This window comes from Desulfatitalea tepidiphila (assembly GCF_001293685.1).
GTDB classification, from domain to species: domain Bacteria; phylum Desulfobacterota; class Desulfobacteria; order Desulfobacterales; family Desulfosarcinaceae; genus Desulfatitalea; species Desulfatitalea tepidiphila.
Genome location: NZ_BCAG01000005.1, coordinates 1 through 13577 on the forward strand (window position 1 = coordinate 1; position 13577 = coordinate 13577).

At 57.0% G+C, this 13577-nt stretch carries 8 protein-coding genes; 6 read left to right on the top strand and 2 right to left on the bottom strand.

Annotation, left to right across the window (positions count from 1 at the left end):
- Positions 1-377 precede the first annotated feature (377 nt).
- The 4 genes from DFT_RS17835 to DFT_RS17850 all read left to right on the top strand — a co-directional run bounded on the left by DFT_RS17835 (position 378) and on the right by DFT_RS17850 (position 8060).
- A complete protein-coding gene (locus tag DFT_RS17835; protein ID WP_054032637.1) occupies positions 378-2474 on the top strand; it encodes a serine protein kinase in 2097 nt (698 codons plus the stop codon).
- The gene (locus DFT_RS17840; protein WP_054032638.1) at positions 2475-3851 is read left to right on the top strand and encodes a DUF444 family protein; all 1377 of its coding nucleotides are present in this window, start codon (positions 2475-2477) and stop codon (positions 3849-3851) included.
- Positions 3852-3871: 20 nt separating this feature from the next.
- The gene (locus DFT_RS17845; protein WP_054032639.1) at positions 3872-5521 is read left to right on the top strand and encodes a SpoVR family protein; all 1650 of its coding nucleotides are present in this window, start codon (positions 3872-3874) and stop codon (positions 5519-5521) included.
- A gap of 217 nt (positions 5522-5738) precedes the next feature.
- Entirely contained in the window at positions 5739-8060 is a 2322-nt protein-coding gene (locus tag DFT_RS17850; RefSeq protein WP_054032640.1) for a serine protein kinase PrkA, read from the top strand.
- A gap of 93 nt (positions 8061-8153) precedes the next feature.
- Here DFT_RS17850 and DFT_RS17855 read toward each other — a convergent pair whose 3' ends face one another.
- Together DFT_RS17855 and fliN are read right to left on the bottom strand one after the other, a co-directional pair.
- On the bottom strand, positions 8154-8456 hold the full coding sequence (locus DFT_RS17855; RefSeq protein WP_152972072.1) for a hypothetical protein: 303 nt from the start codon (positions 8454-8456) through the stop codon (positions 8154-8156).
- Positions 8457-8873: 417 nt separating this feature from the next.
- Positions 8874-10238 carry a flagellar motor switch protein FliN gene (gene fliN / locus DFT_RS25570; protein ID WP_083453618.1) on the bottom strand — a complete coding sequence of 455 codons (1365 nt, stop codon included), beginning with the start codon at positions 10236-10238 and terminating at the stop codon, positions 8874-8876.
- A gap of 261 nt (positions 10239-10499) precedes the next feature.
- Between fliN and DFT_RS17865 the strand changes: the two genes are divergently transcribed.
- Both DFT_RS17865 and DFT_RS17870 read left to right on the top strand, forming a co-directional pair.
- Positions 10500-12155, top strand: a complete 1656-nt coding sequence (locus tag DFT_RS17865; protein WP_054032642.1) for an ABC1 kinase family protein — start codon at positions 10500-10502, stop codon at positions 12153-12155.
- Positions 12156-12180: 25 nt separating this feature from the next.
- Complete coding sequence (locus DFT_RS17870) at positions 12181-13560, top strand: TrkH family potassium uptake protein (protein ID WP_054032643.1); 1380 nt, start codon at positions 12181-12183, stop codon at positions 13558-13560.
- Positions 13561-13577 lie beyond the last annotated feature (17 nt).

The window sequence follows — 13577 nt, forward strand, 5'->3', positions numbered from 1 at the left end:
GTTTGAGCGCAGCGAGTTTCTGGGCCGCCCGCCGTGCATTTTACCGGCACTCGACCGCTTGGCGTGTGGCATCGGCCACTTGCTCTACCCACGCCGGGTTTAATGCAAAGCATTCAGATAGAATCGCTGGCGCCGCCAAAATAAAGTTGCGTCCCCATCTTCCAGCACTATAATTGATGTGTAGTGAACACCCATGCAGAACTCGACCTGATCCAGACCACCACCCGCTCCGGTTCCCAAGGCACGCGATTCTCCTCCTGAACATGCAATCATTTGTTTTGCAGGATCCCTACGAAGGCGCACTCAAGGCAAATCCACCCCTGGATGCACCTGCAAACACCAGTCGTCAACACTATCTATCAACGATGGGGGATGTCATGGCCAAAAAAGCCCAGGTCAAAATCAACACCCAAACTCAGAATCACAACCAAACCCAATTGCGCCATCACTGCCTGCAGGTCAGGGAAGGTGCCCGTTCGTTCGAAAATGCCTTTCAGAGCGTGGCCCGCATGATTCTGGAAAGCCACATCGAAAAGGTGGTCGTTAACGGAAGAACCACCTATGATTTCAGCATCTTCAGGCAGGGCAAAAAGCATGTGATCGGCGTCTACGACGAGATCAACAGCTTTGTCTCGTACGTAAAAGATGCGGCCGAGGGCGGATCCTCCAAGGAGATGGCCTTCGTTCTTGTTGGGGAGCCGGGCAACGGCAAAACCTTTTTCGTGGAATTTCTCTGCGCCCAGTACCGCGCCTTTCTGTCCCAGCCCAGGAACCGGAAATACACCTTCCGTTTCAAGGGGATCGATGCGCTCGGCAGCTATGGCCGTATTTCCACCATCGAATCCCAGACCTACGAAGACCCCATGATACTGGCCATGAACCTCTTCGACGACCCGAATGAAAACAAGGCGCTTCTCGCCCGCGACATCGGATTCGACGACCGGGCCATCGACAAAATCTACGACGATTATCGCCCCCTGGGCGCCTGCAGCGGCTATATCTGGAACGATATACGGAACTATTGCGACGGCGACCTGGATCGAATGCTCGCATTCGTGGAGATCATCCCGGTGCCGCTCACCGAAAGCCTCGGTACGGTGACCGGCAAATATCCGGCCAAGGACAAGATTACCTCGTCGGCCGTCGACCTGCTGGGCGAAGAGTCGATTCAACGTCTGCTGCACATCACCGACACCAACAACCCCTATCGGTTCGACCTGCGCCGTGGCGCCCTGGCGCGCGTGGCCGGCGGCGGCATCCACTTTGCCGACGAAATCTACAAGAACAAGAAAGACCTGGTCCAAGTCTACCTGGGCGTCATCCAGAACCGCAACATCGAAATCGATGGTTACAAATGGCCCATCGACACCCTGATCATCGCCACCAGCAACAATTCGGAGTTCAATCGCTTCCTGTCGGAAAAGGAGGAGGCGCCCATCGTGGACCGCTGCCGCATCTGCTACGTCTCGCACAACACCAATTACAAGATGCAGTCGGAGTTGACCAGCTACGCCATCGGCACCGAAGCCCGCACCACATTGACCCGCGAGGCGTTGCACCAGGATCCCAATCTCAACTACGCCGCTTCGGTGGCCACGGTGCTGACCCGCCTGCCCCGATCTGAAAAGCTCACGCCCATCGAGACCATGAAGCTGGCCGCCGGCGAGGTGGCCGGAGAAAAGAGCATCAAGACCCTTGCCGAGGTGATCGATACGCTCAACCAGGAGCCCGACATCACCAAGCGTTTCGGCCAAAAAGGACTGGGCCAGCGCAATCTGGGACGCGCCATCCAGCTGCTCACCGAAAGCTCGGAGACCAACGAAGGCCAGTGCATGTTCGCCTACGATGTCTTCCGCGCCCTGGAGCGCATCATCCTGGATTATGTATCCGAAGCCAATGACCGGGCCAAGTACCTGGAAGACCTCAAGCTGGCCAAGGGGCTCTACCGCGAGCGCATCATGACCGAGATGTTCAACGCCTACATGGACGAACCGCTGGCCATCCGCAAGGATGTGATGAACTACGTCAACATGATCATCGGCACCGACGCGGAGAACCTGGGTCCGGACAAGATGTGGAAATACAAGGACCCCCAGACCGGCGAGTTGCGGGCCCTTAAAATCGACGACCGCTTCGTCAAGAGCGTGGAGGAACGCCTGGGTCTGAAAACCGAAGAGCAACGGGATACCTTCCGCACCTCGATCCGCAAGATCTACGGCCAGAAAATCTCGGTGGACCCCAATTATGATTTCATGGACAACCTCGAGCTGGTCAAGGCGGTCACCGATGTGCGGCTCAAGTCGGACATCGCCGGCGCGGGCAGCTTGATCGGTGCCCTGGCCAACCGCACCAATGAGGAGAACCAGAAGCTCTACGACCGCATGATCAGCACCATGCTCAATAAACTGGGGTATTGCCGGACATGCGCACAGAAAACGATCGAGTATTTCTGCACCCAGGAAGATGAGAACTAGATGAAAAAAAGCCTTTGGGACATTTATCAATCGCTCAAGGAAAAGGGGCTCTCTCCGGAACAGGAAGAGAAAATCCTCGCCGAGATCCGTCTAAGCGAAGCGCACATGGAAGAGGGCCGGGGGGCGCCCAAGGCCCCGCCCGTCCAACCGAGCATTTACGCTTTCAACGACATGGCCATGCTCCAGGACCTGACCGTGGGCATGGGCAATTATTACGCCCACATCCGCACCATCGACGAATTGCTGGCAAAAGACCGGCAACGGGCTAAGGACGGCTTCCCCCGCAAACTCAAGGTGGGCCGCATGATCAAACCGGGACGCGGCGGCCACGACAAGGTCATCGTGGTTCCCACCACGGCCGAGGAAAAATTGATCCACGATCCCTCGTTTCGCCAGGAAGAGGAGGAAGAGGCCGGCGCCGGTTCGGGGGAAGGCCAGGAGGGTGATGTGATCGGCGAAGAGCCGGTGCGTCCGACCCAACAGGGCGGCGGCGCCGGTCCGGGCCAGGGCGAAGGCGAAGAGCACGAGCTGGAGTCCACCGCCTATGACATGGGACGCATCCTCACCGAGCAGTTCGAACTGCCCAATCTGAAGGACAAAGGCAAGAAGCGCTCGCTGACCCGTTACACCTACGACCTGACCGACCGCCACCGGGGTTTTGGACAGGTGCTGGATAAAAAGGCCACCCTGCGCAAGATCGTCGAGACCAACATCCACCTGGGCAACATTCCCGATGTCTACGACATCGACCCGGTCGGCTTCCTGATCTCGCCCAAGGACATGATCTACCGCATCCTGAGCCGCGAAAAGGACCTCGAATCCCAGGCCATGGTTTTTTTCGTCCGCGACTATTCGGGCTCGATGGTGGGCAAGACGACCGAACTGGTGGTGGCCCAGCACGTGCTGATTTACAGCTGGCTGCTCTACCAATACACCCACCAGGTCGAAACCCGGTTCGTTCTGCACGATACCAAGGCCAAGGAAGTCCCCGATTTTTACACCTATTACAACTCCAAGGTGGCCGGCGGCACCCAGGTATCGTCTGCCTACAAACTGGTCAACAGCATCGTGAAAGAGGAAAACCTGGCCAAGGACTACAACATCTACGTCTTTCACGGCACGGACGGCGATGATTGGGATACCGAAGGACGGGAGGCAATCCCGCAACTCAACATCATGCTCGGTTACGCCAACCGCGTCGGCATCACCGTCGCGCGGCACAGCTCCAGCAGCGCCACAGAAGTGGAACGATATGTGAAACGATCCGGCCTGCTGACCGCATCTCCGGAATTGATTCGCATGGACATTCTGGATGACGATGCCGACGAGTCCCGCCTGATCGAGGGCATTCGCCACCTGATTTCCCAGGAGAAGTAGCATGCACCAGGAGAGATAACGTGGAATTGATCGACCAACACACCAAGGACATCATGGAGGGATGCAAAACGCGCGCCCGGGAAGCCGGCTTGCGCTTTGAAGACGAGTCCCTCGAATATGTGGTGACGAACCGGGACCTGCTCGAGCTGTCGCCCAAATTGATGATTCCCACTCTCTATGACTACTGGGTTCACGACGTGGAGGTGCTCAAGGGCAAGGGCAAATATGAACTCTATCCCAGCAATCCCTATGAGACCGTGATCAACACGCGGCCGGCGATCTCCTATTACAACGACAACAACCCCGACTGGCTCAATGTGATGATCTTTTACCATGTGCTGGCGCACATCGACTTTTTCCAGAACAACATATTCTTTCGCCACACCTGGGATTACGACTTTACCGGAGAGGCCCTGTCGGACAAACGGGTCATCGCAAAATTGCGCTCCGAGCACGGCCGATGGGTCGACTATGTCATCGAATTCAGCCGCAGCATCGACAACCTGGTGGGCTACTATCAGGAGCTGGAAAATCTTTTCCCCGTTGCCACGACCCGACATACGCTGCGATTGGACTATTACTTCGATATTTTTCTTCAGGACGTCAAGAAGGTGAAAACCAACGAATACATCAAGGAAATCGAACGCTACAACCAGTGCCGGACAGAGATCGGCGAACTTTTCGAGGACATCTTTTTTGCCGAAGTGGACCGGCGCTATCCTGAATTCAAGGCCCTGCTGGCCAAATACAAAAGTACCCGAACCACACGACCCAACGATCTGCTCCAACACATCCTGGCGCATTCCGAATTTGTCAACAAGGAAGAGAACAAGTGGATGAAGACGATTATCGAAATCGTGCGCAAGACCTCCCTGTTCTTCCAACCCCAGATCCGCACCAAGATCATGAACGAGGGGTGGGCCAGCTACTGGCACGAAACGCTCTTCCTTCAGGACGACCGCATCCGGGGCCATGAAGTCGAATTTGCAAGGGTCAACGCCGGGGTCACGGCCATGCCCCGTGTGGGCCTCAATCCCTACGCGCTGGGCATGCGCCTGTTTTACGACATCGAAGAGGCGGCCGACAAAGGCAAATTGCACTGGGATTTCCAACGGCTCAACGATGCGCATATCCGTGATACTTTCGACACCCATGCGGGCAACGGACGGGAATATATCTTCTACGTGCGTGAGAATCTCAGCGATTTCAACTTAATCCACCAGTTCGTCACCCAGGATTTCGTGAACCGCCACCGGCTCTTCGTCGCCGGGCGACGACTCAACGAAAGCAAAATGGTTTGGGAATACTACGTAAAAAGTCGCGACGCGGAGGCCTACCGCGACATGCTGCGCCAATCGCTGTATCATCCGCCGACAATCGTCATCGATTACGAGAAGGGCAAAAAGAAGAACGCCCTCTATCTGATTCACACATTCGAGGAGAAACCCCTGCTCAAGGATTTCATACCCAACACCCTGTTGGGCATCGAATATCTTTGGGGAGGGCCGGTGATGCTCGAGACCCACGAGTTGGCCCCCACCGGCCCCCGGTCGGATCGACCGCGCTCTGGTACCTCCGGCGTCGACACACCCGAAAAGCCCGAGCTCCGCTGGCAGCGCGTGGTTTACAGCATGGAAAATCGCCAGATCAAACGGCAACTCATGGAATGACAATGGAAACACGAAAGATTCTAAAGGGGGACGGCCGGCACCCATGCCGGCGGCCAGCAGTTTGTATCAGGGTGGCTATGAGGCAACAGTCTATTCAATTGGTTAGAAAATCTAAAATCTTAAATCGACACCATACCTTCACTTTTAACTTAACACTTTAAACTTAACACTTAAAGCTACCGGCATCACCGGTTCAGAACCAACAAGGCAATTTACCATGGTGCAAAAAACAGCCATCAGCGAACCCGCGTCGAACATCGACAAGGCCATGCATCAGATTCAACGGGCACAGGCCACGCTGGACCAGGATTTTCCCATCACCTTCAGAGCCTTTCTGGAACGGGTGGTTCAGCAACCCGACACCATGATTCGCAATGTGTTTCAGTATTTTCACGACATGGTCAAAGCCTATGTGGGCACCGGTGTCGATGAATATCCCGACGACCCCGAGTCGATCAAATATGTGGATTACGATTGCACACGGCTCTTCGTGGAGGATTCGGACCATCCGTTTCTGCCCGACCGGCTCTTTGCCAACCGGTTTGTCAAACAGGTGGAAAGCATGCGCCAGGGCGCCCAGCAAAACAAAATCTACATTTTCGATGGGCCGCATGGCTGCGGCAAAAGCACGTTTCTGAACAATCTGCTGACCAAGTTCGAAGCGTATGCCAATACAGAGGAGGGCACCCGCTTTGAAACCATCTGGCGCATCGACACCTCGGCCCTGGGCGGTCCGGCGGTGAGCGACGAGACTTTCTCCATCTTGGAAAGGCTGTTCCAGCTGCAAAAAGAATCCCAGCAGGACCAGTACGATCGGATCAAATCCCGAATGCTGCGGCGGCGCAGCGATCAGTATATCGACATCCCCTGCCCCAGTCACGACAACCCGCTGCTGCTGGTGCCCAAGGCCCAGCGTCGCGCCTTTTTCGACGATTTATTCAAGAACGATGCCTTCAAATATGCCTTATTCACGCACAAGGACTACGAGTGGGTCTTCAGCGACCAGCCGTGCACCATCTGCAGCTCCCTGTTCGACATCCTGCAACGCCGATTCAAGGACCCCTTGAGGGTCTTCGATATGCTGTGGGCCAGGCCCTATCATTTCAACCGGCGCCTGGGTAATGGCATCAATGTCTTCAATCCCGGCGACAGCCCCCAGAAGCAATCCGTCCTGACCAACGAGATGCTTCAGAGCCGCATCAACCGGCTATTTGGAGACAGCAACCAGGTGCAGTACCTCTATTCGCGCTATGCCAAGTCCAACAACGGACTCTATGCCCTGATGGACATCAAGTCACACAACATCGAACGTCTTATCGAACTGCACAACATCATCTCCGAGGGCGTTCACAAGGTCCAGGACATCGAGGAAAACGTCAACTCCCTGTTCATGGCCCTGATGAACCCCGAAGACAAAAAAAACATTCAGAACATTCAGTCTTTTTCCGACCGCATTGCCTATATCAACATCTCCTACGTGCTGGACCACAACACCGAGGTGGATATCTACCGCAACATCTTCGGTCGCCACATCGACAACGCTTTCCTGCCGCGCGTGTTGCACAACTTCTCGCGCATCATCATCTCTTCACGGCTGAGCCTGCGGTCCGAGGCCCTTCTGGAGTGGATCGGCGAACCGGAAAAATACAGCCGGTATTGCGACAAAAACCTGCAACTGCTCAAGATGGAGATCTACACCGGCTATATTCCCACCTGGCTGAGCGAAGAGGATCGCAAACGCCTGACGGCCAAAAGGCGCAGGCGCATCATCGCCGAGGCCGAAAACGAAGGCAAGCACGGGATCTCCGGTCGCGATTCGATCAAAATTTTCGGCGAGTTTTACACCACCTACGCCAAAGACGGCGAACTGATCGACATGTCGACCCTGTGCAAATTCTTCAGGTCCCGCAAGGATCTGCGCGCTTCCATACCCGACGGCTTCCTCGACTCCCTGTTGCACATGTACGATTACGCGGTCTTGCAGGAGGTGAAAGAGGCCCTGTATTACTACAACGAGGATCAGATCGCCGTCGAGATCCAGAACTACATCTTTGCCGTCAATTTCGAACCCGGATCCGTCGAGCGCTGTCCCTACACGGGGGAAAAGATTGAAATCACCGAGGAGTACCTGGGGCATTTCGAGCGGCGCATCCTCGGTTCCGGCGCCTCGCGGGCCGAGCGCCACGCCTTGCGCAAAGACGTCCAGAAGGAGTATGCCACCCAGACCCTTCCCCTGGAAGTGCCCAGCCACGTCAAGGACCTGCGTCAAACCACCCTGTTCGCAAAACTCAATGAACGTTACATCTACAACATCAAGGAAAAGGTGCTCGATCCCTTCCTTGAAAACGAAAATTTCCGCAGGGCCATCAAGGATTTCGGTGAGGAGGATTTTAAAACCTACGACCGCAGGATCCGCGGCGATGTGACCTACCTGATGAAGAACCTGACGGCCAAATTCGGCTATACCCCCCAGGGCGCCAAGGCGGTTTGCATCTATGTGATCGACAACGATCTGGCGCGGGTGTACATGGGGCCTTAGGCCGTCCGGCCGAGGCCGGGGTTGAATCACGAATCCGTGTCCGTCCACAAACAGGCGCATTGGGCCTTTGCGGATGGGCACGTATCAAGGGTTTCAGGCGGTTTCGGGTGGGTCGGTGCGCTTTGGCGGCGGGGGAGCACAGGCCGCGGAAAAGTGGTCGTCCTTGACGAAATCATAGAGTCGGCCGTTGTAACGGCACTGGATCATATCCCGTATCTTGCGCATCAGATACTCTCGCGTGGCGCTCTCCCCATCGATGCGCAGACGGAAGGCCAGAAGACGTTGAAGGGCCACATCCTGCTGGTCCCTTTCCGGCACCATGCGCATGATGTTCTGCAGCATCATGGACAATGCTTTGTCCAACGATTCGATGGAGATGATTTTTTCTTCAGACATGGCATGCATCCTGGAAATGAATTCGGCGCCCGTGGTCATTAATGGCTATCATAACGAATCCATCTCTTTTTGCAAGCCTAACGATGTGACGGCAGCGACTCTAACTCAAGGCTATTCATTAAACCCGGCGTGGGTGGAGCAGGTGGTCGATGCCACACGCCAAGCGGTCAAGTGTCGCTAAAATGCACGGCGGGCGGCCCAGAAACTCGCTGCGCTCAAACAGTCTGGACCGCTTGTCCGCCGTTTGCATTCAAGCGACACTAAACCGCATGGCTCACGTGGCCCTGGCCACCTGCTCCACCCACGCCTGCCATGTCCGTTGCGAGGCGAATTTTTTAATCAAAAAACTTTTTGAAGGCGCGCCCTTCAAGGTGAATCACATTCAATCAGAATGGCTGATGCGACGGCGGTTCGGGTTTACAACCTGAAACTGCTGACCCGCTCCATGCGGCTGACCACTTCGACGATGCGGATGCCGTACTTTTCCTTTTCCACCACCACCTCCCCCTTGGCGATCAGGGTGTCGTTGACCAGCAGATCGACCGGTTCGCCCTCGAGTTGCACCAGATCGACCACCGATCCCTGGTTGAGCTTGAGCACATCGTAAATGCGCTTGCTGGTGCGCCCCAACTCCACCGTCAGCTCCAGGGGAATCTCCATGATCAGGTCGAGGTTGCGCCATGGGTCATCGAGCGCTTCCTCCGAAACGGAGGGGGCATCCTGTTTGGCGAGCTCCTCGGGCGAAAAATCGGAACCCACCGGCGCATCCAGCTCATCTTTCTTGATTCCGGCATCGACGATGATCGTGTTCCCGCCGCACGAAAACAGAAACCGCTGGGTCTTGATGATGTTGAGCGACTCGACCCGGAAATCCATGCCATTGGTGATCGCCGGTGTGGAGAGCACGCACGACAGGCCCACGTCCACAAAAGCCGACTTGAGGTTGCCGCCGATGATGTTGCTCAGTTCACGCATCACGTCGAACACCTCTTCCTCGCTCTCGATCTCGCTGACGTCCATGCCCAGCATGGCGGCCGTCATGGTGCGGGCAAAGTCGTCATTGACCTGGATGTTGAACAATCCCTGCACATCGCCGGCGAAACTGACCGTGCCCACCGTGCGTTTATCTTCACGGAACCCTTCGGGCACCGCCGGGATATTTTCGGTCTCCATGGAGAGCATGGTGTAAAAGACGTCGATGACCGCGTTGATCACGGTGGTGGGAATATCCACCGAATTGATCTTGGACAGGATTTCGGCGCTTTCCAACTGGGCGATGCCGGCGATTTCGCGCTTGGCGCCGATATCTTCCTTGAGGGAAATTTCGACGATGATTTCATGCTTTTTGTGCCTGAAGATCCATCGATTGAGATCGCCCATCTTGCTGGCCTCGATTTTGAAATCGGAGCCGCGGGTGATCGAGGGGGTCGAAATCACGCAGGCCAGGTCACTGTCCAGAAAGTCACTCTTCAAGTTGCCGCTGATGATATTGGCCAGCTCGCCGAGGACATCCTTGATCTCCTCCACACCGTCGATCTCGCTCTCATCGATGCCCAGCATGGCGGTCGTCATCAGCGAGGCGAACTCCTGACTCACATGCAGGCTCATGGTGCCGACCACCTCGCCGGCAAAATGCACGGCGCCCACCAGCCGTTTTTCATTGAGTCCCGGATCGGTGACCTTGCCCACCTTGTTCAGATCCATGGAAAGCATGGTATCGAAAGTCTCGATCATGCAGTTGGTAACGGTCTTTTCGACGGCGGTGATGCGAATCTTTTCCATAGCGTGTTATCCGGCAGTCCATTCGAATACGAGCCCCGGCCAGGAGCGACAGTCAGTAATTTGACAGGCCGACCGACCCCTGTCGGCGGCCCGATGCGGCATTCGGCGGCGACCAGCGGCCGAATCACCTCAATATCCTTTTATTTCAATATAATAAAAGTGCACTGACCATCCTCGGCCATACACCCCAATTGTCGTTGCAAATAGTTGGCCAAAAAATTAATATAGCGCCCACTCGCATTCATGCCCTATGAAAGACATATGATGGAATTGAAAACCTTGATGCGGCTCGGCCGTTTTAAAGAGATCGTCATGATCCTGTTCAAGTATGGCTTCGACGATCTCATCGACCGTCTCGACCTGCCCGGCGTCGGGCTTCTCAAAAGAATCACCCGTGCGAACGACGGGCTGAACACCTTCCAACGGATCCGCCATGCAGCCGAAGAGTTGGGTCCGACTTTCGTCAAGTTCGGACAGATCATGAGCCTGCGTCCCGACCTGCTGCCACCCGGGCTCATCGAAGAGCTGAGCAGGCTCCAGGACGACGTGGCGCCGGTCGAACTGGCCCAGATCCAGGCGGTCGTGGAAGAGAGCACCGGGCGGCCCCTTTACGAGATCTTTTCCATCTTCGATGTCGAACCGCTGGCGGCCGCCTCCATCTCCCAGGTGCACCGGGGCGTATTGAAACAGGAAGGGCATATCGTTTCCATAAAGGTACAACGCCCCGGCATCCGGGCCAAAATGAAGAGCGACCTGGACATCCTGGCCATGGCGGCCGATCTGCTTCATGAACGTATCGAAGAACTCGAAAGCTTCGATCTGCCCCGTCTGGTGCAAAATGTACGCAAAACGCTGCTGCGCGAACTGGACTTCAAAAGAGAAGCCCGGAACATGACAATCGCCCGCAGCCGGGCGGGAGAGAAGCCGCTGGTCGACATCCCCGAGCCGTACGAAGACTACTGCACCGAGCGCGTGCTGGTGATGACCTTCATCCAGGGGACGCCCCTCAAGCAGCTGCCCATCGATACGCTCACCGACCCCGAATCGCTGGCCAGGGCGGGCTTGAGTGCCGCCATCAAACAGATCCTGGAAGACGGCTTTTTCCATGCCGATCCCCATCCAGGCAACGTCCTGGTCACCCCCCAGGAACGGCTCTGCCTGATCGACTGGGGAATGACGGGCCGGCTGGCCGAGCGCGATCGCCATGAACTGATCCAGCTGCTCAAGGCGGTCCTGGAAAAGGACGGCGAGGCCATGGTCCACGCCCTTCTGCGGGTGGGCCATGCCCTGGAGATAGTGGACCGCGAAGCCCTGGAACGGGAATTGCTCGACATTCTGGATGCCCACCATGCGGTTCCCATTCAGGAGATGAACATCGGCGCCCTGCTCATGGCGGTCACCGACCTGCTCAGGACCCACCGTCTCAAACTGCCGCCGGACCTGGTCATCATGATCAAGGCCCTGGTGGCGGCCGAAGGCACGGCCCGGCGCATCTATCCGGATCTGGACATCGTGGCCGAAGCCAGGGACCAGATCACGACGCTCGCCAAGCGGCGATTCAAACCTAAATCGCTGCTCAGGCGCCTGCGGTTTACGCTCTTCGAATTTTTCAGCCTGCAGCAATCCCTGCCCAGGCGCATGGAGACCCTTCTGGGCCAGGCCGAACAGGGCAAACTGACCTTTGGATTCCGGCACGAAAACCTCGGCGGCCTGATTCATACCCTGGACAGCATCATCAACCGGCTCACCTTCGGGATCATCATCGCCGCCATGATCATCGGCTCCTCCATGATCATCACCACCGGTATCGGCCCCTTTCTGTTCGGATTTCCTGCCCTGGGCGTAGTGGGCTACCTGATTTCCGGCGTCCTCGGGCTGTGGCTGGTCTTCACGATCCTGCGGCAGCGCAAATATTGAGCCGGCCCAAAACCAAGGAGTGTTCATGCCAGATCCCCCGCTCTCATCCTGGTTGCACCGGCGCCTTTATCACGCCCATCCCACCAACCTGCTGTTGACCAGTTACCTGGCGACCATCGTCATCGGGAGCCTGGCCCTAATGCTGCCGGCGGCCACCGTAGGCCGGGGCATCGCCCCCGTCGACGCCCTGTTCACCGCCACCTCGGCCGTGTGCGTGACCGGCCTGATCGTCGTGGACACGGCCACCTGTTTCACCAGCTTCGGCCAGGCGGTGATCCTCTTTCTGATCCAGATCGGCGGCCTGGGCATCATGACCCTTTCCGTGGCCCTTTTCCAGATCATCGGCAAACGGGTGGTGTTTCAACAGCGCATGGCCATGCAGGAAGTCTTTTCGCATGCACCCCGGGAAGACATCTACGCCCTGATCCGATCGGTCCTCGTCTTCACCCTGGCGATCGAAGCGGCCGGCACCGTGCTGCTCTTCGCCCACTGGCAATCGACCTATCCCTGGCCCGAAGCGCTCTTCAAAGCCGTTTTCCATTCGGTCTCCGCGTTCTGCAACGCCGGTTTTTCCCAATTCAGCAACAACCTGATGGATGAACGCACGTCCATCCTGGTGAATCTCACGGTAGGCGGCCTGATCGTGCTGGGAGGCATCGGATTTCCGGTGGTGTACGAGCTTTTCCAGCGGGCAACGGGCCGCCGGAGCGGCAAGGTGTCCCTGCAGACCAAGAGCGTCATCGCCACCACCATCGGACTGACCGCCGCCGGCGCGCTGGTGCTGCTGATTTCGGAGCGCTCCCTGACCGGCACCCTGGGGTCGGGGCAGGGGATCATGGCCGCCCTTTTCCAATCGGTGACCTGCCGCACGGCCGGTTTCAACACCCTGGACATCGCCGGCCTCAATACGGCCACCCTGCTTTTCATGATGTTCCTGATGCTGGTGGGCGCCTCGCCGGGATCGTGCGGCGGCGGCATCAAAACCACCACCCTGGCCGTCCTGGCCACCTTTTCGTGGAGCCGGCTGATGCGGCGCAAGTGCGCCAACCTTTTCGGCAAGACCCTTCCCCAGGAGACGATCGCCAAGAGCATTTCGGTGCTGGTGTTCTCCCTGGCCGCCGTTTGCCTGGCCGTCTTCCTGATCCTGATGTTCGACCCGGACCATGGGGCGCGCATCTCGGGCAACCGCCAGTTTTTGAGCTTTCTTTTCGAGACCGTATCGGCCTTTGCCACGGTGGGCCTCTCCATGGGCATCACCGCGGCGCTTACGTGGTCCGGCAAACTGGTGATCATCGTGTTGATGATCATCGGCCGCGTGGGCGTGCCCGCCTTCACCTATATCATTGCCGGCGGCGGGGCCACCAAAGGCGTCCAGTACGCCGAAGAGAACATGATGATCGGATAGCAAAGAAAGGAATTCCC